Below are 25,068 nucleotides of genomic sequence, written 5' to 3'. Positions count from 1 at the left end.
TCTGTTTTGAACAGCTGGGCGAGGCTCCGCAAAAAGTAATATACTTAGTGTTAACGAACCACCATCGTGTCCATGAACCGAGCGATTTCGTCAGGGTTCACACCGGGCTTGAAAACGAGGTATTCGTGCAGGCTGTCGCGGTCTGCCCGCCATTCGTTGCTACCGTCGGCATTGATGTGGCAGTAACCGGTTTTTATGGTATCAAAATACGCCTTGGCCTGCTCAATCAGCAAAAAAACGGCAACCTGGTCCCAACTGGGCCGGCCCGCGAACCCGTTGTACAGGGCATAAGCCCGGTAAACGGGGCTTTGAGACGGCAGCTTGCTTTTCAGATACGGGCCACCGGTGGTTATCTGTTTGCCTATTTCCCACCCGCAGAAAATGACCGGCTTATCCCAGGTTTGCAGGCAATACTGTGTGGAGGCCGGATCAGGCCGATAAAAGTTGGCTTCTTTGCCGGAGGGAAACTGGCCGCCCATGCAGTACCAGTTAGCCAGTTTTTTACGGGCCAGTTCCAGACCTGTCAGTGTCGAGTATTGATCGGCACCGGATTGCAGTAGCTGTTGCCAACTGCTGAGGTGGCCGACAGTCACCACAATGACACTGGCATCCGGGCTACTACTGAGCAATTTCCGATATAATGCAACAGCATCTTCAGCCTCTTCGTGGCTCTTCAGCCGGTGCGGAAACTCCTGACTAATTTCTTTGGTGTATTTATAGTGGGCCTGATGGCTTATTTCTTTCTGATTCCTGAGGAAGCTCACCGGTAGGTCCGGCCGGCCGTAATAAGTATTAATAGCAGCTGTACAGGTAGGCGCATACGGGTCGTCACTGGTGACAATCACGCCCAGGAAGTCAATCTTTTTCTGGTCGGCTAACACATGGAGCATCGCCAGCGCTTCGACATCATCGACATCCGAGTCAATGTCAGTATCTAGGATGACCCGGTACTGCGCCCAGGTATATTGACCCAATAACAGGAAACACAGAAATAATAGAAGCTTCATCATCATTTATTTAATAAACACAAATTATATACAAACAAAATAGACTTATCACTTTGAATACGTTTACTTATTCAATATAATTGTTAACAAATATCAATTTCTAGAAACATATTGATTTGACACATTTATCTCTGCTTCTAACCGGGTTTTGATTAGCCAGATATGTAACTAGAAGTCAACATCTAATCCCATGAATTCTCTCTTCTTCAGATCAACACCCATAGTCCGCTGCGGAGTAATACCCTATAAAGAAAGCTGGCGACAAGTATACGGGATCCTTTTCTTTATCTCAACTACGAATACGCTGGTGGCTCAGCCCGACAGTATCAATACCGCCAGTCGTGCATTTTCACATTATGTAGAAATAGGAGCAATTACATCAACTACCCCCACGCGAACACCTTTCTGGCTGCGAGCTAACCAATACGGCATCGTTCCGGTCAACAGTTCAGCCGGCATGATACGGGCTGGCAGCACCGGCCAATGGACCCGGCTTAACAGTCGTGTCAAGCCAGTCGTGCAATATGGGGTTGAGGTAGTTGGCCTACAGACCCAAAAGTCAAAAGCGCTACTACCGGAGGCATTCGTTAGCGCTGGACTGGGTAAATTCTATTTATACGCCGGACGGAAACGCGAAGTCATCGGCCTTGGTGATTCTACATTATCGTCAGGTTTTGTTACCTGGTCACAGAATGCGCTGCCTATACCTAAAATTCAGTTTGGTACCAACGGCTTTGTAACCGTCCCGTTCACCAGGGGGGTACTCGCGATTAATGCGCTTTATGCCCATGGTTGGTTCCCGAGTACCGACTCCATGAAACGCGCGTATCTTCACCAGAAGGCCCTATATGGACGTATCGGCAAGCCGAACTGGCCGGTTCGGTTTTACGGTGGTCTGGTACACCATGTGCAGTGGGGTGGCTACTCGCATTTTTTAGGCGAAAAGCATTCCCGTAACGGTCAACTGCCTTCCTCCCTGAAAGACTATCCCTTCATTGTCCTCGCCAAACAGCCCGGTCAGCTTGAGACGGACAGTTATTCGAAGCACGATGGTATCAACCGGTTTGGCAACCACATCGGCTCCATCGACATTGGGGCGGAGACCTCCCTGAAGCAATGGCTCATGCTGACCTATTATCAGCATCCGTTCGAAGACAAATCTGGTCTGGCTTTGTATAACCTGCCGGATGGCCTGTATGGTCTTTCACTAAAACGCCGGCAGTCTGCCCGAACGGCTGCGTTCACCTTAAGCCATATTCTGGTTGAGTACCTGACCACCCTCAGCCAGAGCGGGAGTACGGTAGACCTTCCGGATACTCATTACGAGGGCGTAGATGACTATTTCAACAATTTCCAGTACCTGGATGGCTGGACAAGTGGCCAGCGCGTGCTGGGTACACCCTTCATCTGCCGCCGGCCGGATGTGCAGGTCCAATGGCAGCCGTCGCAGGGTCGGGTATTCACCATCGCCAACAACCGGGTCCAGATGCTGCATGTAGGCCTTTCTGGTTCCCTGCGCTCGCAGGCCGAAGTGCAACTGCTCCTGTCAGTAAGCCGGAATTATGGATTGTTCCGAACGCCCTTCTCGAAAGCCGTCAACCAGGTTTCGGGTGTTGCCAGGGTATCTATTCCCGTTCCGTGGCTTGCCGGTTCCGATCTGGGAGCCGCTCTGGCTATTGACCAGGGGAGTCTCCTTACCCCTACCCTTGGCGGCTGGCTTAGCTTACGTAAAACCTGGAGCCGGAGGTAAGCAATTAGACCACCGAAAAATAAAGACCACTGTAAACTAATCATAAAATGGGAAAACGATTTAACGTTCTGGATGGCTTCAGAGGAGCCTTTGCGCTGATTGTCGCGCTGTATCACTTTAAACCCGGACCGGGCGTAGTAGGCAAAACTTTACTGATTGCGAATGGATGGTTTTTTGTTGATTTCTTTTTTGTCCTGAGCGGCTTTGTGATTTTTTACAATTACAATAAAATGAGCCGGTCGGAGGAACAGCTATCCTTTTTGTATAAGCGTTTTTTACGACTATACCCCCTGCATTTTGGTATTTTGCTGGCCTTCCTTGTCTTCGAAATTTTAAAATATTTCCTGTATAGTTCAGGACACTTTAGCAATCCACCGTTTCAGGACGAAAATTTTGTTTCGTTCCTGGCCAACATATTCCTGGTTCAGTCGTATGGTTTGTCAATACCTGCTCTGGAGCACCTGTCCTGGAACACACCGAGCTGGTCGATCAGCGCCGAGTTCTTCAGTTATATTGTGTTTTGCTTCACCATTCCGATCATTAGCCGTTTGAAAGTCTCGGGCCAGTTACTCACCTTTCTGGTGTTCTCGTTAGCCTCGCTGGTGTTCCTCATCGTCGCGAACGACGGCAGTACCAGTTTAAAGATAGGGGCTCATTTTGGTATCTTCCGTTGCTCGTACAGCTTTTTCCTGGGTTGTATGGCCTGCATCATCTTCAACGAAGTGTCCTGGTACCAGCCATCAAGACCAACCCGGAACATGGTTATCTTATTCACGATTGCCGAAATCGGTGTTCTGTGCTTATCCCTATTAATGGTCTGCTATTTACCCTGGGACTACAGTTATCTGGCTCCGGTGGCTTTCTTCCTCTGCATCTTTGTATTTTCGTTTGAACTAGGCTGGTTATCGGGCATCCTCAACAACCGCTTTACCCAGAAACTGGGCACCTTATCTTATTCCATTTACATGGTCAATGCCCTGATAACCGTCTTTTTTGAGATTCTGCTGCTGCGCGTATTGAAAATCAAATCGCCGTTGCTGTACGACCTGATGATTATTCCGTACCTGACAGTGATCTATCTGGTTTCGCTCGTTACGTACCAATATCTGGAGGTGAAAGGGAAAGTTGTTTTGCAGAACTGGGTGGACAAGACCAAAAAAATATTGGCCACTTCAACAGCGGCCAATAACAGGTAATCTTCCAGGATATATCTTAAACTTTTGCGAACTCCCGGTGGTAGGCAGCTTTGTAAAGCTCCTCCTCCGGGAGACTTCTAAAGTAGTCATAGGTAATTCTAAGGCCTTCGGCCCGCGACATCCTAGGCTCCCAATCCAGTAACGCTTTGGCCCGGCTGATGTCGGGCTGCCGCTGTTTGGGATCATCCTGCGGCAGGGGCTTGTAAATTACCTGCTGCGTGGTACCCGTCAGCTTAATGATCTCCTCCGCAAACTCCCGGATGGTAATCTCCGATGGATTACCGATGTTGACCGGGTAGGGGTAATCGCTCAGCAGCAGCCGGTAGATGCCTTCGACCAGGTCATCGACGTAGCAGAACGAGCGGGTCTGACTACCATCACCGAATATAGTGAGGTCTTCACCCCGTAAGGCCTGTCCAATAAAGGCCGGTAAGACCCGTCCGTCGTTCAGCCGCATGCGTGGACCATAGGTGTTGAAGATACGCACAATGCGCGTCTCCAGGCCGTGGTAGGTATGGTAGGCCATCGTCATAGCCTCCTGGAAGCGTTTGGCTTCGTCGTACACCCCCCGTGGACCGACCGGGTTGACATTACCCCAATAGTCCTCGTTCTGGGGGTGAACATTCGGGTCGCCGTACACTTCGGAGGTGGAGGCAATAAGTACCCGTGCGCCCTTGACGCGGGCTAAACCCAGGCAGTTGTGAATACCCAGTGACCCTACCTTCAGAGTTTGAATGGGTATTTTCAGGTAGTCGATGGGGCTGGCCGGTGAGGCAAAGTGCAGGATGTAGTGCAGCTCGCCCGGTACGTGGATGAACCTGGAAACATCGTGGTGGAAGAACTCAAAGTTGGGCAGGTGGAACAGGTGTTCGATGTTGCGAATGTCCCCGGTAATTAGGTTATCCATGGCAATCACATGGTATCCTTCTTTGATAAAGCGGTCGCAGAGGTGCGAGCCTAGAAAGCCGGCTCCGCCGGTGATTAAGATTCGTTTCACGGTGGTTGAGATAACTGATTAATTTATAGAATGTCTTCTGGAGAGTGCGATATGGTACAGTACAACAACGGGCTCCACCATATAGCGAAACCACATCCGGCGAGGCTCAGCAATTAAACGGAAAAGCCACTCAAAGCCTCGCTTTGCGGCCCACCGGGGGGGCGTAATCACTTTCCCGGCGATGTAATCAATAGTAGCGCCAACACACCAGATCACTTGGCAATTGACCAGCGATTTGTTGCGGAGTATCCAGCTTTCCTGACGCGGCATGCCCAGCCCCAACAGAATAATGTGCGGTTTAACCTGCTCCGCCATAGCCAGGTATTCCTCGTCCGAGCGAAAGCCATCGCTCCCGACTAATTCCACGCCGGGAACCAGCGCTTTTATTTTCTCAATTCCGGCCCGTTGCGATTCATTAATCCCCCCAATCCAGAGCACCCGGTACTTCTGCTGCCTGCAGTGGACAAAGAAGTCGTGGTAAAAATCCAGAAACGTCATCCGATCCTTATTAGACACCGGATACCCCAGCCCTCTGGCCAACCAGGCAACCGGCATCCCATCAATGTAGTTAATGTCGGCCTGCCGGTAGAATTGAGCCATGGCTTTATCACGGACAGCCACGTAGAGGCCGTGCAGGTTCGTATACCCGATGGTTCCCACGGCCGCTTTACGTTCGACAAAGTCATCAATCCGCTCAAAAAGCGCTGCCGAACTGATAGCATCAATTGTATAATCCAGAAGCCTGATTCGGGTTGAATCAGTAGACGTTTTCTCCATAAGATTTCTGCTTTTGGCGTTTAATAGAAAATCCGGTAATAATCTTTTCGTACTTTTTCATAACTATACTGACGTCGTACTCTTTGGCTCGTTCCTGAAGCATCGTTTTGGGCAGAGGATTGTCCAGCGCATACTTGATAGCATCTGCAAGGGCCGGTACGTTGCTGACCGGCACTAGATAGCCGTATTTGCCGTCGGCTAAAATTTCGGCCGGGCCGCTTTTGCAATCTGTCGAAACGATCGTTGTACCTGCCGCCAGGGCCTCGACCAGAATATTACCGAACCCTTCCCATTTGGAGGACAGCACAAACGCATCCGCTTTGTTGATCCACGCCGTTGGTTTGCCCTGAAATCCAACCATCCGCACGAAATTGGCCAGTTTGTAGCCGTCAATTTTGCGCTGCAATTCATCGCGCAGCGGTCCCTCCCCGATAATCAGCAGTCGCACCGGTCTTAACTGGTTAAGCTGGTAAACCGCATCGATGAGCAGACCAAAATCTTTCTGTTCGGTCAGTCGGCCAACCCCAACAATAACGGGATACTCTTTATTAGCCAGCCAGCGATCATTCACCGGCTCGATGGCCTCGGTAAGCAGTTTGGGCGAGAAAGCCGGATTATAGATTACCGAAATCGTTGAGCGGGGAATCAGGGCCACTTTACTCAGGTCATCGGCAACTCCCTTCGACACGGCAATGATGGCATCGGCAAAGCGGTACAAAATCGGTATCAAACCAAAGCTGAGCTTATAGGCCGACAGGGGCGATTTGTTGAACTCCTCTACCGTATTGCTTCGTTCGGAAATAATAATTCGCGTGTCCACCCGTGCCAACGCCCTGGACAGAAGTGCAATGTTGTTCAGGTGGGGGACCGCCGTAAACAACACATCCGGTTTTTCTTTTTTCAGGTAAGTGGTCAGAAAGCGAATAAGCGAAAGCCGGCTGTCAGATTCCAAGCTGACAATGCGGATCCCTGCATTCAGGATGTCCTGGTAATGGCCTTCCTGCCGGCAAAGCACCACGGTTACATCATACCCATTGGCGTGCAGGTAATTGGCAACGTTGACCATCATCCGTTGCACCCCACCCTGATTGAGGTTTAAATAAAGCAGTGTGATTTTCATACAGTATATCAGCTTGCAGATTTATAAAGAGCAGGACGTTTTTTCGCCAGGCTATTGTCGATGGACATAGTCAGAAAAATAACCCAGTAAATGTTATTGTGCTTCAGCAGAAAGGTCTCCGTCAGGCTGAACAAAATGGTGAACCCAACGAGAATAATCCCCCAATAGTTGTACTCTGTTGGGTCTTGGCGAATGGAGCGGTAATTCAGTTTCCAGGCTTTGTATAGTATTACCAGAAACAGAGACAGGCCAACTAAACCGAGCTGTAACATCACATCGATAAAGCCGTTATGTGCCTGCTGCGGATTCCACTCGGTCCGTAACCATAAACTGTTTTCCAGAACTTCGGGCATCCAGAAAGCACTATAGCCATAGCCGAGCAGCGGAGCCTTACCGATGTACTCAAAAGCCAATAGCCATAACGGTATTCTGCCGGTGAATGACGTGTCTCTGCCGATAGCCGAGAAAAGCAATTCTATGTAGTAAAAACTGATGGGAAGCAGGACCACGATAACTGCAAACGAAAGAATAGTAATAGCCAGTCTTTTCTGGTCAAATTTTGCCGTTGTCCAGCGCAATAGCCGATACAAACAGTATAAGATAAACAGAATAACCAGAGACGTGGCCGAGTCGGACTGAACCACTAAAAGTACCATTCCGAGTAGCACAACATACGGTAACCATTTACGGGTGCGGATACTTCGTATATAAAAGTAAGTTGATACACAGCTGATGCTGCTGATACGGCCTAAGCCATTTTTATGAAAATAAACGCCACGCCAGGAACCCTCGTGTACCCCTTGGGCAATGCCATACGCCGGCATAAATAGTATGGAGAGCAAAGACGAGACAAGGATTAGTATGGCCAGGTGGTAAAACATGACCAGCAACTGACCTTTGTTAAAGCGCAGTGCCAGATAAAAAGAATAAATCAGGCACATCATGAATGACAAGACACGTCTGGCCGATACATCGGGCACCTGAGACCAGAACATAGAAACCGTAGTAAGTGCCGCTAGTACCAAGATTAGTTTGTTCCTCCTAAGAATACGGGTAAACCGGGGTAGAACTTTCGTGATTAATAAAACAAAGACGCCATAACTTACATACCAAAGCATCTGAACCAACCCACCCGCACTACTTTTCACATCCGGGTTTGATTCATCCGTCAGGTGAGACAGAATCGCCCCACTCAGCAAATACAATAAAATGATGTTGATACAGTACTCCAACCGACTTGCTCGTTTGCCGGGTAGGGTACTGTTTTTGGGGTTGTAATGCAAAACGTTGGAAACATTGTAAACAGCATTACCTGGTAGTGGGGCAAGACTTTGCATAACGTCAGGTTTTGATAACTAGGTTAAGACGTGGAAAAATGGCTGTAACTGTGCTTCTGAACCCTAGTAGATTATAGCGCAGTTCAAATGCCAATAAGACAATAACCGCAACGGAATTTCTCACCAATATGGAGAGAATCAGGTTGGGAACAGGCACAAACGAAAGGCCCAGGTAAACAATCGATAGTAAACCGATTAACGCGCCTAACCGGCGGTAATCAGGTTGAGGTATTTTCATGTGGGTTCTCCCAAGAAAGAAGCTCAACAGGTAGATCACCAAATACGATACGAGGGTTGCGTAAGCAGCGCCCATCAGCTGAAACTTTTCCAGCAGAACTACATTGACCAAAATGTTTATGGCAGATCCGACTAAATAGATCAGCGCCAGATTTTTAGTCTTTTCTTTAAATTGAAAGGCATTGTTATAATGGTAAACGGTTATTCCGTAGAAGATTGTCCCGATAATAATGTAAGGCATTATGTCCAGGGCAGTTTTCCGGTATGCTTCACCTAAGACGATGGTAACCAGCTCCCGTGCGTTAATGATTAGGAAGAACGCCAGAACAATGGACGTCAGCGTTAGTACATTTATATTTTGTTGTAGTCTATTCTGTAGTTCACCCGCTGCATTTTGTTCATAACTTTTAATCAGCTTCGGGTAATTTGCCAGGTTTATAATCAGAAAGGGAATCCAGATTACCTGTTTAAATAAATCATAGCTCGTGGAGTACAGAGAGGCTTTTTCAACGCTTAAATATTGCGCAATTAAGATTCGGTCGATGACATTGTTCACATAGCTGGAGGCCAACATTACCGCCAGGGGCAAGCCAAACTTCAATAGATTTAGCAAATTTTCTTTATCGGTATATGCCGTACTAGCTATTAAATAGTTACTTCTGAAGACTACTAAAGGAAGTAACATGGATAAAATATACGCTATACAGATAGCATCGGAGGTTCTAAATGTATAGACCAGTAAAATCGACAAGACAAAAAACAGGACCGCTCGAAAAGCCTCGGTTTTGGCGTATACGTTGGAGGCTAATGAGGATCGGTGTAATTCCAAGTTAATATCATACACCGAAAACACTGCCAAACACCCAAACCCGTACACGTATATTTTTGTATTCACGGCCGGATTAGTAATGAGAAAACCTACCATCATTACCAACGAAAGCAGCAAAACAGCCACGGTCAGGAACATGATGGTTTTGATAAACTGCTCGCGCCTAGCGTCGGTATAGCGGTTAAAATAGCGGAGCAGCACGACCCGAATCCATTGAAAAAGCAGGGCATTGCTGAGCATAACGCCGGCAAACAACACATTGTATTCTCCCAGTACTGCCGGCTCTAACAGGTAGCTAAAAACCGACAGACAAACAAAATTTACGCCCGACGGGAGGAACTTGGCCAGGGAATAGAATAGCGTATCTTTTTTCACTCCGGTAGCTTTTTATCTGGCTGTAATGGCGGGTAAAATCATGTTTACCCGCCATACATCGTAGTTGGGTAGCGTACGTTAAACTTCCAGCACTTTCTCTATAATGGTTTTATACTTCACCCCAATGGCGTAATAGTCAAACCCACTTTCTGATAACTGCTCGCTCTCGTAGATATTCCGGCCGTCGAAGATGACTTTGTTTTTCAGCAGCTTGGCCAGCACCTCAAAGTTTGGCGAGCGGAACTCGGGCCATTCAGTAATTAACAGCAGGGCGTCGGCGTCGAGACAGGCTTCGTAGGCATCTTTCGCGTATTTGATGGAGTTGCCGAGGTGGTGTGTGGCTTCCGGCATGGCGACCGGATCATAGGCAATGATCTCGGCGCCTTCGTTCAGCAGGGCCTCTATAATAACCAGCGAAGGAGCTTCGCGCATATCGTCTGTATTTGGCTTAAACGAGAGACCCCACATCGCAAATTTCTTGCCGGCCAGGTCACCGAAGTGGTTCTTCACTTTATTGAAAATGACTTGCTTCTGACAATAATTCACTTCTTCTACAGCCTGCAAGACGCGCATAGGATAACCGTTTTCTTCGGAGGTTTTGATGAGCGCCTTCACGTCTTTCGGAAAGCAGGACCCACCGTAGCCGATACCGGGGTAAATAAACTTCTGCCCGATGCGTGTATCCGATCCAATGCCTTTGCGTACCAGATTGACATTGGCGCCCATGATTTCGCAGAGGTTAGCAATGTCGTTCATGAAGCTGATTTTGGTAGCCAGCATGGCGTTTGCCGCGTACTTGGTCATTTCGGCCGATGGAACGTCCATAAAGATAATGGGGTGCCCGTTGAGCAGGAATGGCTTGTACAACCGGCGCATGATTTCCTCGGCCCGCTCTGATTCCACACCGACAACAATGCGGTCGGGCTTCAGGAAGTCATCAATGGCGGCTCCTTCTTTCAGAAACTCCGGATTGGAGGCCACATCGTACGGCACATACGTACTACGCTCATTCAGGGCGTTTTTGATCGCTAAATCTACTTTCCGGGCGGTTCCCACTGGTACGGTACTTTTTGTCACAACAACCAAGTAGTCTTCCATGTGACGGCCTACTTCATCGGCCACCGCCAAGACGTATTTCAGGTCGGCACTGCCATCTTCACCCGGCGGGGTACCTACGGCAATAAATATTGCCTCGCAGTCTTTCAGGCTGTCCTTCAACGAGGTAGAAAAATGCAGGCGGCCTTTCTCGACATTCCGCCGGACCATCTCCTCCAGACCCGGTTCGTAGATGGGCATAACGCCGTTTTTCAGGCCCTCAATTTTGGCGATATTGATGTCAATACAGGTCACATCAATTCCCACTTCGGCAAAACAAGTTCCGGTCACCAGGCCAACATAGCCGGTTCCAACAATAGAAATTTTCATGTTGTGATTGTTTGGTTGCTTAAAAAATATTAGATAAAACGCGTTGCTTGCACAGGAGTAAGGTATGGGTGGAAACAGAATCTCCACCCTACTCTGTCTCTCTTTACCATAAAACACTCAACTTACCTTTAGCTGTATTTCCTGATTTGGTAATCATTTATTGAGATACTTTTAAAGAGGCAAATACATTCAGGCTTCACGGTGCCTGATCGATCTTGCTATCAGGCCCTTTGGTACCACGGCTGCGGATGGAGTTCGTTGAACAGAAACTCGGCTACTTTGAAGTTGAGTTCGCCGGCAATATCCTGTGCTTCAATCTCCGGAATCTCGTACAACAACGGCCGCTCTCCAATTCGGTTCTGCTTCCGGATCATGGTTTCCTTTTTAAAAAGGTACATGCACGAATTCTCGGTGTACAGGGGCGGCAGATCCTGCGTTCGCATCAGAATGGCCGGATTGTGGTTTATGGCCCGGGCTACGGCATCCCATAACCTGGCCTGTAGCCGGGTCACCCCGATCAACGAGTCATAAGCCGGGAAATTCTTCAAGAACTGCTGAATGCCTCGCTCGACGGTTTCGGCCGACAGCAGAGGATTTGTACTGTGGGTTTGCAGAAAGAAATCTGCTCTGATCTGTTCACAGGTATTCATCAGGACATTGTTCATCAGTACGGAGCCGTCCCGAAGATGCTCGGGACGCTCCAGCACTACTACGGTGGGATACAGATTCCGGGTCTGTTCAATGATAACCGGACTATCGGTATCAATGTAGACCTGGGTAACCGAAGGGCAATCGAGCAATGTCTCAATGATATGGTGGAACAAGGGCTTGCCGGCAAATTCCCGGTAGTTTTTCCCCGGCACCCGCTCACTGTAGTGGCGCATCGGAACAATACCCGCAATTGTGTATTTGGTACAGTAATTCATGGGCAGTTACGGTTAAGGGGTAGGTATTTAAAAGGCTTTTTTATCACCCTGGACCATTTTCAGAACGGTCCACCAGCAGATTTTCATGTCCATGACTAACGATCGTTTTCGGATGTAGAAATGGTCGAACCGTACCCGGTGTTCCATATCGATCCAATCTCTAGTTTCGCCCCGGCAGCCACGTACCTGAGCCAACCCCGTAATACCGGGCTTGACGCTGTAGCGCTCACGGTAGCCAGCCATCGAATCCCAGAACTGGGCATCCAACTGGATCGGGTGAGGACGGGGTCCAACGATACTCATATCGCCCAGGACGACGTTCAGAAATTGCGGCATTTCGTCCAGATTTGTACGCCGGAGAAAGCTACCGGTAACCGTTATACGTGAGTCGTTTTTAACGGCCTGCTTAAACGTTGCGTTTCGTTCGTAGGTCATCGTCCGGAATTTGAAGCACCGGAAAATTCGTCCGTTGCGACCGGTCCGCATCTGGATAAACAGAATCGGTCCCGACGAGTTGATCCGAATAGCGATACCGATCAGCGGAATTAACCACGACAACACAAACACAATTACCAAACCGGCCATGACCAGATCGAACAGGCGTTTACTCCAGTCACTCTTTTGCGCTACTATGATTTGGTCGCTCTCTTCCGTATAGGCCGGCGGAGTACGAAATTCAGATGGTAGGCTAAGCATGGCATTTCTCGTTAGGTGGTGTTACTGTTCGTTTTCGTAATAGCCGTTGCCGTAGCTCCCGTAGCTGTAGTAATACGATTCGCCTTCGCCCACCGCATTTAGAATGACGTTCAGCCGCTGGAAGCGTTGTTCGCGGAACAGGGTATCGATCATCTTCAGCGAGTTTTTGGGCGTATGATCATGCCGGATCATAAACAGCGTAGTGTCGGCAAACGGAGCAATCAGCTGCGCGTCGGTTACCAGGCCAATCGGGGGTGAGTCGACGATGACGTAATCAAACCGGGCTCGCAGCTCCTGCAGCAATCGTTCAAGTTGAGGGCTGTTGAGCAACTCGGCAGGATTCGGCGGTATTGGGCCGCAGGTAATGATCGAATAGTTCGGAAAACCGGGGATGGGTTGCAGCACTTCGTCCAGTGTGGCCTCCTGAATCAGGTAGTTCGTGATGCCGATATGATTGGCCATTTTCAGGGCCGCATGGAGCTTAGGCTTCCGTAAATCCATTTCCAGAATGACCGTCGGACGGTCAACCAGCGCCAGACTCGCCCCAAGGTTCAGCGACAGGAATGATTTACCCTCCCCGCTGATACTCGACGTGAACAAAACAACCTGACTACCACCGGGCGAAGCGCGCAAGAATTGCAGATTGGTACGCAGCGTCCGAATTTGCTCGGCTATAACCGACCGTTTGTTCGACAACATCACTAGTTGGTCGGCGTTCCGGCTTTCCACGATCTCCCCCAGAATAGGCACCTGTGTCACACTTTCAATGTCGGACCGGCGGCCGACGCGGTCGTTCAATGCATCGCGCATGGCAATGGCCCCGACCGGCAGCATCAGCCCAACCAGACCGAACATCAGGAAAATCATCTTGCGAACTGGCCGGATGGGTTCTTCATCGGTACTAGCCGCGTCAATGGTACGACTATCGGCTACCGCCGACGCGTACGACAACGCCGTTTCTTCCCGCTTCTGCAGCAGATAGGTATACAGATTGTTCTTAATAGCCTGCTGGCGGGTGATATTCAGCAATGTCCGCTCTTTACTCGGTACGGTTTTGATCATCCCTTCCAGCCGCTGGTTGGTAACCAGGAGTTGGTGGTGCGTGCCGGTAAGCATCTTTTTCAATGTTTGCACATTTTCGCCGATGCTGGTTCTGGCGGCTCTGACCTGGCTATCGAGCGTCTGCAGCAAAGGGTTTATTTCGGAGGTGGTCCTAGCCAGGTGATCTCGTTGCAGTTCAAGGTCAGTAATCTTACTAATTAGCCCCAGCAGCACGGGATCATTTAAACCGAGGGTTGCCGGCGCTATACCCCGATCACCGGCCTTTTTGTTCAGGTACTGCTCTACATCACGCAACGCATTCAGTTGAATGGCAACTTGATTCATCTGCGCGTCGTTTTGCTGAACGGTTTGCAGAAATGTCTGTGCCTGCGTGCTAAGGTCCGTGATCCCCTGAGAGGCCTTATATTGTTCAACGTCTTTTTCGACCGTCGACAATTCACCCGAAATCAACTGAAGACGCTCTTCGATAAATTTCAGCGTATTGGCGGCTACCAGGTTTTTATCTTCGAGGGCAGCCTTGTTGTACTCGCCAATCAGGTTGTTCAGAATAGCTTCGCCTTTGGTGGGAACGGGGTCTTCCAGCGACAGCATCAATACCGTTGAGGCCTTACCGGTAGCTTCCACCTTCAGACCCTCCATGTACTTCCGGATGGTCCGCGCCCGGGGCGACATTCGAACAATCAGGTCTGAAGTCGTGTCACTAATGGCTTTACGCGACTGAATGCGCAGGGTACCATAAGGGGTATTCACGGGTTGGTTGATCGCATACGGTTTTCCGTTGATAGCCACCGTTCCGGTATCCACAAACGACACCTCCAGATCCTGTTCGTACAGCGATGCATTTGGCTTTTCGGCCGTAATCCGGATGGGTAAGGCATCGTACACTTCACGCTTCCCGAACAGCGTCGATTGGTAATACCGTGCATCGAGGCCCAGTTGATCCACCACTTTTCCCAGCAGCGTGTTCGATTTCAGGACTTCAATCTCGTTTTCGACCACTTTACTGGGCGCAAAAATTTCCAGTTCCTTCAGGATGTTCTGATCGCTCATCCCTTTCTTCTCGTCTTTTACCAGCAGGCTGGACTGGATCTTATAAACCGGTTGCTGATACAGCAGGAACACATAGGCTCCGGCCAGCGCCACGGTCAACGAAAGCGCAAACCACTTCCAGTATCGCAGATAACGCAGCAGCATCGCCTTCAGATTAGGCGTATTCTCCGCTTCCTCCATTTGGTACGGAGTGTACGTATAATGGTTGGTTGACATACTTGTTTTAGGTATAGAGGTTACAATGGCTTGATTAGTAATAGCGCAGGATTATCGAAATAAACGACAGGGCGCTTAAAACGGCAGGCACTACCTGACTCATGCGGTCTGCAGATGCCATCCGGACTTTACCCGGTTCTACGTAGACGACATCATTCGGGTGCAGGTAGTAGTAAGGCGACCGGAAGAGATCCCGCTTGGTCATATCGATATGCGCGAACTCCTTTTTGCCGTTCTCTTCCCGAATCACCAGGACATTATCCCGGCGGCCGTATATGGTCACATCGCCGGCCAGGCCAAGGGCTTCGGGCAATGTAATCTGTTCGTTGGGGATGGTCAGCAGCGTGGGGCGGGCGACCTCCCCCAACACGGATACTTTAAAATTCTGATTCCGGACATTCACGGTCGGCTCTTTCAGGTATGCTTTCAGCCGTTCCCGAATCCGGTCTTTGGCATCAGCGGTGGTCAGATTGGCTACCGATATGGTCCCGACCAAGGGCAGGTCTATGTTGCCGTTCTTGTCTACCAGGTAGCCTGTAGAATTCGGCAATGACGATTGCGGAGCCGAGGCATTCTGCGAGCGATCCATGGCTGCAAAGGATACATACGGATTGAAGTACGTAGTAGCTTCTGCATTCAGACTACTCACCTGAATGGAGAGAATATCTCCGCTCTGAATTTTCGGAGCGTACCGGCTCGTCATGGTTAATGTATCTTCCCCGGTGGGTTTGGGCTGGAAGTACACTAATTTCCTGGGCGACATACAACCAATCAGAAAATAAGCCGAGATGAGACATACTGCTAACCGGCCGAAAATGAGCGATAACTTACCTGTTGGGCAAAGAGAGGTCTGTACCATAAGTTTTGTGCTTTGGTAGGGTTAATATGAAAATTTGAACTTGTAAGCAGGTACTGATCTAACTGATCAAGGGCAGGGTTCTATTCAGGTCGATAACTGGATTAAGCCAGACCTCATAGAGCGTTTGGAGCACTAGTCGATGGAAATACATATCTGTTCAGTGGGTGCTTTATGGACTTCTTTACTAACCTTTAATATAAAATTAGATAATTTTTTGTTTACTACAAATTATTATTGGTAACAAAAGCAAAATTTTTAAAAAATCATATAATAATTAAATCCATCATTTATTTTGTACAAAAAACTAGGGAATTTTACTAAGTATATGAAGATTTACAGGCCTTTAGCAGGTAGATAGAAGCTATTTTTTATAACCATAATTGGTAATTTTTTTATTTATCAACCCTAATTATAACTATTACATAAAATTTTCACTTGTTATGTTACTTTTTTAGTTTCTATAGTCAAATAGTTAACACCGTAATTAATGACGAGTGGAGCCACTGACGAAACCTAAAAAAATAATGTACCAACTCTTACATTTATGTTACTATTCAACAACCTAAAGCCTTCTGTTATGACTGTCAGTCAAACGCTCAACCTGGTAACCCCGTTGAAAAAAGCATTGGAGGCCAGCAATCCGAACACCGCCATTGAGGTCAAGCACCGCGGCACCGATCCGAAGGAGATACTTATTGAGATTACGTCTGGCGCTGAAACGGATCTGGAAGCATTGTTTACAATACCCCAAACGGGTTACCGAATCGTAAACCTGTTTATGATGAGAACTGCTGAGGGATTGAAAGGATTCATTGCCGTTGATTTGGACTAGACAGCCTGTCTGGCGTTGCTCACCGACTGGTTACTTGCTGCCAAATCAGGCTGAATACGCGTTTATGCCCGGCTTCATTTAGCGTAGTAAGACTCGTTGTGAACAGTTCTGGATCAGGAAGGCTTTCGGGTGTTGCCATGTGGTCAAACAGGTTAATAGCCTGTTTACCATAGTATTGAAGAATCTGCTCCTTCTGAATAAGAACCTGTTCCGTTAACGCTTCGGGACCTGCCACCGGGAGCGATGTCGTAATGTAGTAATCAATATTGGCGATGGATGTCTGAGTCCGGAGTTCTTCCAGGTTGTTGACAATAGCATCATTATTCCAACCACGCCGAAGATCGTGGCTGCCTAAAACGATGATGATACAGTCTGGTCTAAGCGCAATGGCTTTGGTTATGTTGCGGGCTGTATCGACCAGCGATAAGTCTGTACGTGTAAATGGCTTATGGGGCAACAGGTGAAACGTAGTGTACCCGGATGTAGCGAGATCTATTACCTCGGAACCGTAGATGGCTGCAGTTAATAGATCTACCCAGGAACTTTCGACCGATGTCTTATCAGCTAAAGACTCACCCAATATAACAACTCGTTTGTACGGGAACTGATTAGAAGGCTTTATGTCAGGAGAATAGGTACAGCCGAACAGACCCACTGTAACAATTGAAAGCAGAACGAGAACATATCGTTTGGGTGTCATAACTATTTATCAGCTAACAGACCCAACAAATATAATATTTATTTACTTTTATTATTTTTTAGTAACAAATATTTTAATCAATAGGCTCTATTGTTTATTAAGAGTACGAGTTTGGAACCTTATCTGAGCTTCAGCATAACAACCGATCGGTTATAGGCTCCGAAACACCCAATGCCGTACTGGATGTTCGTTGTAACGAGTACAGGCTCGGCAAATGGATTCCCGTCCGTAGCATCCTGCCGTTGTACCGCTTCATGGTATTGGTAGTAATTTACATCGGTGTGAAGCAGTGAAACCGTAACGGTAGCCTCCCTGTAAAGTTTACTGAACGTGTCGTTGGCCGGAAGCAAAGTGCCTCCGGTATCAAGATAGCCTCTCCCCGACTCCAGTATTTTACCATTTAGACCATTGTCGGTAACCAATGCCTGCATGTTGTAGGCGCCTTCAAACGAAACAGGCTGGAGCGCAATCACGCTGGTATTCTGACGGCTTACGTACCTGAAGAGTCCGGTGGTCCGGTAGTAGTTTTTCTGTCCGGCCGGGTCCTGCCAACGCAGTTGAACGTAATAACGTTTATTGGCATTCGTCACATTAGTGGTTAGTGAGTCGAACTGAACACGCGCGACAGTAACCGGCTGTGGTACCATACAGGTACTCTCAGCTTTTTTACCGTCCGGGGTAGTTACTGTAATCTGATAGGTTTTACCGGCTTCAATTGCAAACTGGCGGGCATTGGCCTTATAGTACTTGTTCTTCGCATCATAGGCTAAGGTAACAGACCGGCTGCCCTCCGCTATTTTCACGGTCGCTTTTGTCACTTCGGTCGATTTATTATCGGAACTCAGGATAGGCCGGGTAAGGGTTACTTTGGCCGTCAGCAAGGTATCCTGCGGGGAAATAAAGCAGACTACAATCAACTTTTCGGGCTGGTTGACGAGTTCATCCGGTGCCACTTCCTGTTGCAACCGGCTACAGCCGGTTATGGCTGAAAGTAGCAGGCAGAGTAGTTGTAGTCTTCTCATAGGGAGGTGGCTTAAATGCGGAAGCGGTAACTGATGGATGGCATGATGGGGAAGACCGAATACTTATAAAGTGCCGTAAGGGGTGTTTGTTTGGGACCGACTGTTTTGGTGCCAAGTGCGTAGAAGAATGGATTCCGGTGGTTGTAGGCATTATAAACATTCAGCTCCCAGGTCCGTTCGAAGTTTTTCTTTTGCTTCCGGAACTGCAAACCAACATCCAGTCTGTGGTACGCCTCTCCCCGGAAACTGTTTTTTCGGGTATAATCGATGGTATGCGATCCGCCATCGAACGGTGTAACGGTAACCTTACCCGGTTCGGTCGATACATACCCCTTGTGCGCATAGGCGCTGTACCGGCCGACCGGAACGGTCAGGGCATTGCCGGTACCATATACCCAGGTTGCCGACGCGGTAATCCGGGGGTTAATAGCATATAGCGCCACTACCGAGCCATCGTGCCGGCGATCGTACTTCGGAAAAAACGGACGGCCTCCGTTCAGGGCTGCAAATTGCCACTGCGTCCACGAGAGGGTATACCCAATCCATCCAGATAGCCGACCGGTTTTTTTCTGCAGCAGTACTTCTGTCCCGTACGACCAGCCCCGGCCAGCCGTAACATTGTCTTCCCAATTGGCTTTATCGGGCGATTGCAGTGTATTGAGCCGGAGAAAACTGGCTCCTTCCCGGTAGCTGATGATGTTCTCCATGGTTTTGTAATACCCTTCGACCGTCAGCGCCAGATCCTGTTCCGTAAAATCTTTGGCGATACCCATAGCGGCCTGCCACGAATGCTGAGGGTTAATTTGCTTAGTTGTCGGCACCCATAGGTCGGTGGGGAAACCCGTTCCGGTATTCGACAGTAAATGAATGTACTGATTCATGACCGCGTATGAAGCCTTGACCGATAAGTCAGGCTGGACCAGGTAGGCTACCGATAACCGGGGTTCAGGTTTCAGGAAGTGTCTGTTTCGGTACAGATAGTGGCTCAACCGAAGTCCGCCATTTATACGCCAACGGCTTTCCGGTCGCCAGGCATCTTCCAGATATACGCCGGACTCAACAACATCAATCGGTTCCGCATCCTGTTTGGCTAATCCCCCCGCAATATCTCTGATTACAATGGCATCCGGGGTAAAGCGGTGGTACGTACTTTTTATACCAAATCGCACCATGTGCTTTGGCGACAGGTAAAAATCGGCATCATGCTTCAGGGTAATATCGCGGATGGCGGAGTTGTAACTTAATTTGAAAACGGCCTGCGGAGTAGTACTTTCCGGATTGCGGTCTTCCTGGGAAATGGTAAAGCGGTAATCGCTGATGATGAGTGAAGTGTTCGTAAAGAAACGTTCTGAAAACAGATGGTTCCAGCGTAGTGTGGCGGCTGCGTTTCCCCAGTTTAATCCTGCACTCAGAATTCTCCCGCTGGTTTCGGGCTCCTGGTTCTGGTACTCATCGCGGCCCAGGTAACCGCTGATGTACAGTTTATTCCGCTGGCCAAAATGGTAGTTCAGTTTGGCGTTCAGGTCGTAAAAATAATAGTCGGGGACAAAGCCTTCGGTCTTGAAAACTTTTGCCAGAGGCTGGGCGAAGGCATCCAGATACGTCCGGCGGGCGGCTACAAGAAAAGAAGCTTTCTCTTTTTGAAGGGGCCCTTCAACCGTCACCGTCGAAGAGAGTACCCCAACACTCCCTTCTACGTGCAGCTTTTGCTTGTCGCCTTCTTTCATGTTCATCTCAACGACCGACGACAAGCGCCCCCCGTAACGAGCCGGAAAACCACCCTTGATTAACTCCACACTTTTCAGGGCGTTGCCGTTGAATACGGAGAAAAACCCGAAAAGATGCTGCCCGTTATAGACCACGGCATCATCCAATATCAGCAGATTCTGGTCGGGGCCTCCCCCACGGACGTACAAACTGGTACTCCCTTCGGAGCCTTTCTGCACACCAGGCATGAGCTGTATAATTTTAATAGCATCCTTCTCGCCCATCAGCGCCGGCAGGTTCTTAATCTGCTGAACAGGTATGCCAATCTGGCTCATCTGAGCGTTGTCGCTTACGCGTTTCTGATCACCAGACGCCGTAACGACCACTTCGGCCAGATCGGTGCTGTTTGTCGCCAGCGCTATATTATGTAATACGTTGCGATGTAGGGGGATCAGGTACGTGATGGACTGATACCCTACAAAGGAAAACGTCAGCGAAACGCTATCCCTGGCGGGTATGGTCAGCGAATAGTAACCGTATGCATTGGTCGTAGTGCCCAGCGTGGTGCCGGGCATGTAAACACTAACCCCGGCCAGTGCCTCGCGACTGCTTTGTTCAACAACATACCCGCTAACAGAAAAGTGGCTTTGTGCCAGCAAACGAAAGGTAAACCCTAAAAATAGGAATAGGATGGTTACGCGGCACATTACGATCACGTTATCGGAAGCCACTCCTGTCATGTGTGGCTAGTCATTGAACACAGTAAATTTTATCAGGCAGCAAGCCGTTTTTTATAGCCGGAAGGCCCGTCTGACTCCCCGGATTCACTTACTCTTAGGTGAATTTCCCTGAACACCCTTGCCATATAAGCCCAACTGAAGGATCTCACCAGGTAGGCATCAACCCCACTTTCTTCGACGCGCCGAACGATGCAGGCACTTTGGTACTGACTGTAAACGGTAATCGGAATATGCCGGGTAAGCCGATGCCTCCTCAACAGACATATAATATCGATAGCTGGCTGGTAACCCATATCCAGATCGAGCAGAATATGGCTAAAGGATATAGACACCTCCTGATGATTCAGGTAATCCTCAACCAGAAAATCAAACATAGTTTGCAAACTTTCAACGCTAAGTTGTTGCCGTTTAAAGCTTTGTTGAATTTTTGACAGCTCCTTTGGACAGCAATTAATCACAAGTATGGTGGTAGAATTTTTCATAATTGAGGCAATTAGTTGGCGTAAATATATAACTACTTAATTTATATAAACCTCAAGAAATACTCACCTAAATGTATGCAAATACCAACCAAAGGTAACCTCTCTAACTATACTTTAATTTTAATCATTAATCTACTTATTTACTATAACACTCTCTTATACAAGTACTTGATAAAAGCAAGCAGTTTAATACCTTAGAAAATTCATATACTTAGTTGAAAAATAACCATGAATTATTTATAGGTAAGTACACTTAAAATAGATTTTTAGTTTAAATTAATTATACTTTTAAAATAATGCTTCTAATGTCACTTTTGGTAACATAGGGTAAACAGAAGAAGGTATCAGACAAATCAAAATAAAAGGAACTACATCCTTCGCATTTGCCGGGTCAGGCGCAGCTCTGATCAACGGCCAGTTGGCAACTACATAGGATTGAGGCTCACTCGCGTGGCCCTCCTGCCCCAATAGATGCTGAGTACCATACGTAAACTTTTTACGAGTCTCATCATCAATCCATACATCCTGCCCGAGCGGAACTACCTGCATACGAGTAGTGTCTGTGTAGACTACGAAGCGGGTCAGATAGCGAATTTTTCCATTCTGTTCCATTGCCTTAAGATGTAAGCCAGTACAATACAATTCAGCTACCAAAGTATATATTTTTGTTTATCAAGTATAATTTTCAGTAACATATTTTTTATTATTTACCACAATAGTATATTTACCGGCAGCTTAATTCACCGACTATTTATATGGCATCTATGGGCATAAAACAGAGTATATTAGGCTGTATCCTCACAGGGCTGAGCAGCATTTATCCTGCCTTGAGTCAACTGGTTACCCCAACGGCCGGATTTCCGTCAAGCACACTTCGCCTGGGTGTTCAGCTAAGCACAGCCGGCATTGGCTTTCAGGCAGAGAAGCAGGTAAGTGCGCAACATCGGTTAAGCGCTCGTCTGGGAGTTAGTTACTTGGCGTATCGAAAAACGATTCAGGTTGCCGCCGGAGAGGGTTCATCGCTTACTGTTTATCCAGACCTGGTACTCGGTATCGCCCAAGCCTCTCTAAAATGGCATCCCCTCCGGCAGTATCCTTTTTATATAGCCGCCGGGGGCGGTTATACGGGGCGCCCGTCTTTGGGCGTAACCTTACTCACTAAAGATAAAATAACGTTTGGCGGGCTGGAGATGAAAGCTGAAGATCTCGGTATTGTCAACGCTTCTGTCCGCTGGCATCATGTACTCGGCTACGCAGCCCTAGGCGTTGGTCGACCTGTTCCTCGCCGACGTATAGGTGTAAACGTAGAATTAGGTTGTTATTACCTCGGAACACCCGATGTAAGCCTCAATTACGAAGGCTTTTTAGAAACGACAACCATTCAGGAACAACTACCCAAAATCAGGCAAAATATAGCCGGTTACCGGTATTTGCCCTCGTTGACTATTGCGCTTACCTATGTAATTCCACCTCTGTAGACCTATGAGAAAGCTTTATACGATCGGTATCGTTTTGTTTGGCCTGATCAGCGCCTGCCGAAACCCAATTGAAGGTGTTGAGCTGCGGTTTATTACGCCCAGTCCGGTGGCTGCTGAGGTTCTTTTTACTACGTCTTCCGGCGAAATGCCGGCCCATGTGAACATCCGGATCGTCGGGCCGGATGCCGGCCTGATTACTACAACAGTTAACTCAAAGCGATTTCGGTTGACCGCCGATGGCGTACTTTACCTGTCGGTAGATAAAACAGCGCAACCATCACCGTCTCGCCCTCTGCGATTCTGGGTAGTTGCCAAAGCCGAGGGGTACACTACGCTGATTCAGCCTGTACAGCTTACCGATAATAACACCCGGTCACTATCACTCAGATTAACGACCAACGCGGAAAACAAACTGATGGCGGAGAAAACAGCCGCAAGCACTGCATCCGGCGTAGTTCAGGAAACCATAACGGTACAATCGCCCACCCAACCTAATCAGGCAATCGGTCAATCCGCCATAACCATTTCCCAGGGAACCCGCTTAGACGATCTGGCCGGAGAACCTGTTGGCGGACCATTACAGGTGCAGGCCAGGCAACTAGACATAAGCACGAAATCGACAGCGCTCGCTGAGCTACCCGGTAACGGAGTCCTTGATCACCCAATTATGCTTACCGGTCAGAGGGGCAGTAGCCAGGCCATACACACTATAGGTGGGGCCGTCAACCTTGAACTGTTCAGCAGCAACACCTATCAGGTCGTGAAGACATTCTCAAAACCGGTCCGGCTAAACTTTGCCATCACCCCCGGTCTGGTAAACCCTATCACGAATCGCCCAATTGAGGCTGGTGACCAGATTCCCCTGTTTAGCTATGATGCCATGACCAATACCTGGCGGCAGGAGGTGCCGGGTCAGGTGCAGCGTACGCAACAGGGGCAGCTCGAATACGTAGCGGAGATCACCCATCTTTCCATCTGGCTGGCTGCCTTCACGCGGGAATTGTGTGATGCAGGTCCTTCTTTTAAACTGGTTACTGCGTTTTCATCCGGAGCTGTGACGTATACATGCCAAGTCATTCAGGAGGGTGGCTCCAATCCTGTAGTTCAATCCTTCAATACGGCTATCTATAATGGTAAGGTGATAAACCTGTGGGGTCTGGAACGGAATACCCGCGTGAAGTTCAGGATTTTTGACGCTGAAAGCAGGGCCGTTGTCACTTCAGGCACGTATGATGCCTGTTCACAAACGGAGTCTATACTCGACGTACGCTCCTTTAAACCCGTAACAGTTCCGCCGGTTACCTCATCGCCGAAGGCTGTAACAATTACGTTGCAATTTCCGTGTAAGAAAATTAATGCCGCCAAACTACCCACGCAGGAGTTGTATGCCCGCTTCCGGGAAACCGGTACCACCTCCTGGAAGATGCTACCGGTGATCCGGTATGAGTCTGGTAAAACAACGTTCAGTACTACGAGTACCGATCTGACACCCGGTAAGACGTATGATTTGCAAGCCGGACCGGCACCCGGATACTACTCATTCAATCAGCCTGGTATCAAACTGGGGACGTACCAGTATCTAATTAAAATAAAAACGAAAGAGTTCTGTGAATAGGTGCCGCTGAGGAATATGTGGTAAGTCACCCTTTACACGTTAATGCATTAAGCCAGAGAAGTTAGTTAACAGAATTTATTTAATGGTATATAGTAATTTAAAAGCATGATATATCTTGTACTCCGATTATAACACCATTGAACACCTTTAAACTACACGGTTATGAAAATCTTACAGCTACTTCTAGTGTTTACAACGCTGACTACCTATGCGCAGGAAACGGTACCACCGGCAAAGGGCGATAATACTATTCTGGTCAGAACCAATTTACCGGATGAAGAAGCCTTTACAATGATTCGGGGCAAGCTTGCCGATTTGGGATACACCTTTCGGGAAAACAGAGACTCGCTGCTTTTTAAAACCAACGAAAAGCCGATCGACAGAAAGCCGGCTTACCAGGTGGCCACTGTCATCAAAATAGCAAACGGCGTTATTGTTTTATCTGGGCAGCTCACAACCATTTTTGAGGGCACACCAGCCTCGTTCCCGATCCAGTATACCAGCCCGAATTCAACTATGTACCGGTACGGCTTTAAAGTCCTGCAGGATTTAGGCAAATCGCTGGAAGGCACCTTGCCGGGTACCTTAGTAGCGTATAGCAAACAGTAGGGGCTGATCCCAGCCCCTACTGTT

22 protein-coding genes are annotated in these 25,068 nt (G+C 48.4%); 6 read left to right on the top strand and 16 right to left on the bottom strand.

All coding sequences use genetic code 11. The features are described from left to right. Positions 1-50: 50 nt before the first annotated feature. Positions 51-1,007, bottom strand: coding sequence for a nucleoside hydrolase (locus ABD949_RS17735; protein ID WP_345245378.1), 957 nt, complete (start codon positions 1,005-1,007; stop codon positions 51-53). Between the two features lie 190 nt (positions 1,008-1,197). Between ABD949_RS17735 and ABD949_RS17730 the strand changes: the two genes are divergently transcribed. After that, positions 1,198-2,757 carry a capsule assembly Wzi family protein gene (locus tag ABD949_RS17730; protein WP_345245376.1) on the top strand — a complete coding sequence of 520 codons (1,560 nt, stop codon included), beginning with the start codon at positions 1,198-1,200 and terminating at the stop codon, positions 2,755-2,757. Positions 2,758-2,804: 47 nt separating this feature from the next. Next, the gene (locus tag ABD949_RS17725; RefSeq protein ID WP_345245374.1) at positions 2,805-3,953 is read left to right on the top strand and encodes an acyltransferase family protein; all 1,149 of its coding nucleotides are present in this window, start codon (positions 2,805-2,807) and stop codon (positions 3,951-3,953) included. Positions 3,954-3,969: 16 nt separating this feature from the next. On the opposite strand, the gene ABD949_RS17720 is transcribed toward ABD949_RS17725, so the two are convergent. From ABD949_RS17720 to ABD949_RS17675, 10 genes are all read right to left on the bottom strand, one after another. Further along, a complete protein-coding gene (locus ABD949_RS17720) occupies positions 3,970-4,950 on the bottom strand; it encodes a UDP-glucuronic acid decarboxylase family protein (protein WP_345245372.1) in 981 nt (326 codons plus the stop codon). 18 nt (positions 4,951-4,968) lie between these two features. Beyond that, positions 4,969-5,727 carry a WecB/TagA/CpsF family glycosyltransferase gene (locus ABD949_RS17715; RefSeq protein WP_345245370.1) on the bottom strand — a complete coding sequence of 253 codons (759 nt, stop codon included), beginning with the start codon at positions 5,725-5,727 and terminating at the stop codon, positions 4,969-4,971. Next, complete coding sequence (locus ABD949_RS17710) at positions 5,708-6,847, bottom strand: glycosyltransferase (protein WP_345245368.1); 1,140 nt, start codon at positions 6,845-6,847, stop codon at positions 5,708-5,710. The genes ABD949_RS17715 and ABD949_RS17710 overlap by 20 nt, the downstream gene beginning before the upstream one ends. An 8-nt stretch (positions 6,848-6,855) precedes the next feature. Then, on the bottom strand, positions 6,856-7,842 hold the full coding sequence (locus tag ABD949_RS17705; RefSeq protein ID WP_345245366.1) for an O-antigen ligase family protein: 987 nt from the start codon (positions 7,840-7,842) through the stop codon (positions 6,856-6,858). 346 nt (positions 7,843-8,188) lie between these two features. Further along, a complete protein-coding gene (locus ABD949_RS17700) occupies positions 8,189-9,625 on the bottom strand; it encodes a lipopolysaccharide biosynthesis protein (RefSeq protein ID WP_345245364.1) in 1,437 nt (478 codons plus the stop codon). Between the two features lie 78 nt (positions 9,626-9,703). Continuing rightward, positions 9,704-11,050, bottom strand: a complete 1,347-nt coding sequence (locus ABD949_RS17695; protein ID WP_345245362.1) for a UDP-glucose dehydrogenase family protein — start codon at positions 11,048-11,050, stop codon at positions 9,704-9,706. Positions 11,051-11,271: 221 nt separating this feature from the next. Then, on the bottom strand, positions 11,272-11,976 hold the full coding sequence (locus ABD949_RS17690) for an acylneuraminate cytidylyltransferase family protein (RefSeq protein WP_345245360.1): 705 nt from the start codon (positions 11,974-11,976) through the stop codon (positions 11,272-11,274). A 27-nt stretch (positions 11,977-12,003) separates the two neighbouring features. Beyond that, on the bottom strand, positions 12,004-12,672 hold the full coding sequence (locus ABD949_RS17685; protein WP_345245358.1) for a sugar transferase: 669 nt from the start codon (positions 12,670-12,672) through the stop codon (positions 12,004-12,006). 21 nt (positions 12,673-12,693) lie between these two features. Next, positions 12,694-15,000: a GumC family protein gene (locus ABD949_RS17680; protein WP_345245356.1), complete on the bottom strand. Its 2,307-nt coding sequence runs from the start codon at positions 14,998-15,000 to the stop codon at positions 12,694-12,696. A gap of 34 nt (positions 15,001-15,034) precedes the next feature. After that, entirely contained in the window at positions 15,035-15,859 is an 825-nt protein-coding gene (locus ABD949_RS17675; RefSeq protein WP_345245354.1) for a polysaccharide biosynthesis/export family protein, read from the bottom strand. 577 nt (positions 15,860-16,436) lie between these two features. Here ABD949_RS17675 and ABD949_RS17670 point away from each other — a divergent pair. Next, entirely contained in the window at positions 16,437-16,691 is a 255-nt protein-coding gene (locus ABD949_RS17670; protein ID WP_345245352.1) for a hypothetical protein, read from the top strand. Between the two features lie 19 nt (positions 16,692-16,710). Here the strand turns inward: ABD949_RS17670 and ABD949_RS17665 are convergent, their stop codons facing one another. From ABD949_RS17665 to ABD949_RS17645, 5 genes are all read right to left on the bottom strand, one after another. Beyond that, a complete protein-coding gene (locus ABD949_RS17665; RefSeq protein WP_345245350.1) occupies positions 16,711-17,271 on the bottom strand; it encodes an SGNH/GDSL hydrolase family protein in 561 nt (186 codons plus the stop codon). Positions 17,272-17,510: 239 nt separating this feature from the next. Continuing rightward, a complete protein-coding gene (locus ABD949_RS17660) occupies positions 17,511-18,413 on the bottom strand; it encodes a DUF4249 domain-containing protein (RefSeq protein WP_345245348.1) in 903 nt (300 codons plus the stop codon). Between the two features lie 11 nt (positions 18,414-18,424). After that, positions 18,425-20,779, bottom strand: a complete 2,355-nt coding sequence (locus ABD949_RS17655; RefSeq protein WP_345245346.1) for a TonB-dependent receptor — start codon at positions 20,777-20,779, stop codon at positions 18,425-18,427. A gap of 113 nt (positions 20,780-20,892) precedes the next feature. Beyond that, a complete protein-coding gene (locus ABD949_RS17650; RefSeq protein WP_345245344.1) occupies positions 20,893-21,234 on the bottom strand; it encodes a PleD family two-component system response regulator in 342 nt (113 codons plus the stop codon). 396 nt (positions 21,235-21,630) lie between these two features. Then, on the bottom strand, positions 21,631-21,954 hold the full coding sequence (locus ABD949_RS17645; protein ID WP_345245342.1) for a hypothetical protein: 324 nt from the start codon (positions 21,952-21,954) through the stop codon (positions 21,631-21,633). Between the two features lie 143 nt (positions 21,955-22,097). Here ABD949_RS17645 and ABD949_RS17640 point away from each other — a divergent pair, with 143 nt between their 5' ends. The 3 genes from ABD949_RS17640 (at position 22,098) to ABD949_RS17630 (ending at position 25,044) form a co-directional block, all read left to right on the top strand. Continuing rightward, complete coding sequence (locus tag ABD949_RS17640) at positions 22,098-22,820, top strand: hypothetical protein (RefSeq protein ID WP_345245340.1); 723 nt, start codon at positions 22,098-22,100, stop codon at positions 22,818-22,820. Between the two features lie 4 nt (positions 22,821-22,824). Next, entirely contained in the window at positions 22,825-24,435 is a 1,611-nt protein-coding gene (locus tag ABD949_RS17635) for a hypothetical protein (RefSeq protein ID WP_345245338.1), read from the top strand. Between the two features lie 162 nt (positions 24,436-24,597). Next, positions 24,598-25,044, top strand: coding sequence for a hypothetical protein (locus tag ABD949_RS17630; RefSeq protein ID WP_345245336.1), 447 nt, complete (start codon positions 24,598-24,600; stop codon positions 25,042-25,044). Positions 25,045-25,068: the final 24 nt, after the last annotated feature.

The sequence above is a fragment of the Nibrella saemangeumensis genome (assembly GCF_039541915.1).
In the GTDB taxonomy this organism is placed as follows: domain Bacteria; phylum Bacteroidota; class Bacteroidia; order Cytophagales; family Spirosomataceae; genus Nibrella; species Nibrella saemangeumensis.
This window is presented reverse-complemented; position numbering and strand designations above follow the sequence as displayed.

Bases quoted from the DNA above. Each gene is read 5' to 3' on its own strand.
- ABD949_RS17735 (WP_345245378.1), bottom strand. From the start codon at position 1,007: ATGAAGCTTCTATTATTTCTGTGTTTCCTGTTATTGGGTCAATATACC.
- ABD949_RS17730 (WP_345245376.1), top strand. From the start codon at position 1,198: ATGAATTCTCTCTTCTTCAGATCAACACCCATAGTCCGCTGCGGAGTA.
- ABD949_RS17725 (WP_345245374.1), top strand. From the start codon at position 2,805: ATGGGAAAACGATTTAACGTTCTGGATGGCTTCAGAGGAGCCTTTGCG.
- ABD949_RS17715 (WP_345245370.1), bottom strand. From the start codon at position 5,727: ATGGAGAAAACGTCTACTGATTCAACCCGAATCAGGCTTCTGGATTAT.
- ABD949_RS17710 (WP_345245368.1), bottom strand. From the start codon at position 6,847: ATGAAAATCACACTGCTTTATTTAAACCTCAATCAGGGTGGGGTGCAA.
- ABD949_RS17705 (WP_345245366.1), bottom strand. From the start codon at position 7,842: ATGTTCTGGTCTCAGGTGCCCGATGTATCGGCCAGACGTGTCTTGTCA.
- ABD949_RS17695 (WP_345245362.1), bottom strand. From the start codon at position 11,050: ATGAAAATTTCTATTGTTGGAACCGGCTATGTTGGCCTGGTGACCGGA.
- ABD949_RS17690 (WP_345245360.1), bottom strand. From the start codon at position 11,976: ATGAATTACTGTACCAAATACACAATTGCGGGTATTGTTCCGATGCGC.
- ABD949_RS17685 (WP_345245358.1), bottom strand. From the start codon at position 12,672: ATGCTTAGCCTACCATCTGAATTTCGTACTCCGCCGGCCTATACGGAA.
- ABD949_RS17680 (WP_345245356.1), bottom strand. From the start codon at position 15,000: ATGTCAACCAACCATTATACGTACACTCCGTACCAAATGGAGGAAGCG.
- ABD949_RS17675 (WP_345245354.1), bottom strand. From the start codon at position 15,859: ATGGTACAGACCTCTCTTTGCCCAACAGGTAAGTTATCGCTCATTTTC.
- ABD949_RS17670 (WP_345245352.1), top strand. From the start codon at position 16,437: ATGACTGTCAGTCAAACGCTCAACCTGGTAACCCCGTTGAAAAAAGCA.
- ABD949_RS17660 (WP_345245348.1), bottom strand. From the start codon at position 18,413: ATGAGAAGACTACAACTACTCTGCCTGCTACTTTCAGCCATAACCGGC.
- ABD949_RS17650 (WP_345245344.1), bottom strand. From the start codon at position 21,234: ATGTTTGATTTTCTGGTTGAGGATTACCTGAATCATCAGGAGGTGTCT.
- ABD949_RS17645 (WP_345245342.1), bottom strand. From the start codon at position 21,954: ATGGAACAGAATGGAAAAATTCGCTATCTGACCCGCTTCGTAGTCTAC.
- ABD949_RS17640 (WP_345245340.1), top strand. From the start codon at position 22,098: ATGGCATCTATGGGCATAAAACAGAGTATATTAGGCTGTATCCTCACA.
- ABD949_RS17635 (WP_345245338.1), top strand. From the start codon at position 22,825: ATGAGAAAGCTTTATACGATCGGTATCGTTTTGTTTGGCCTGATCAGC.
- ABD949_RS17630 (WP_345245336.1), top strand. From the start codon at position 24,598: ATGAAAATCTTACAGCTACTTCTAGTGTTTACAACGCTGACTACCTAT.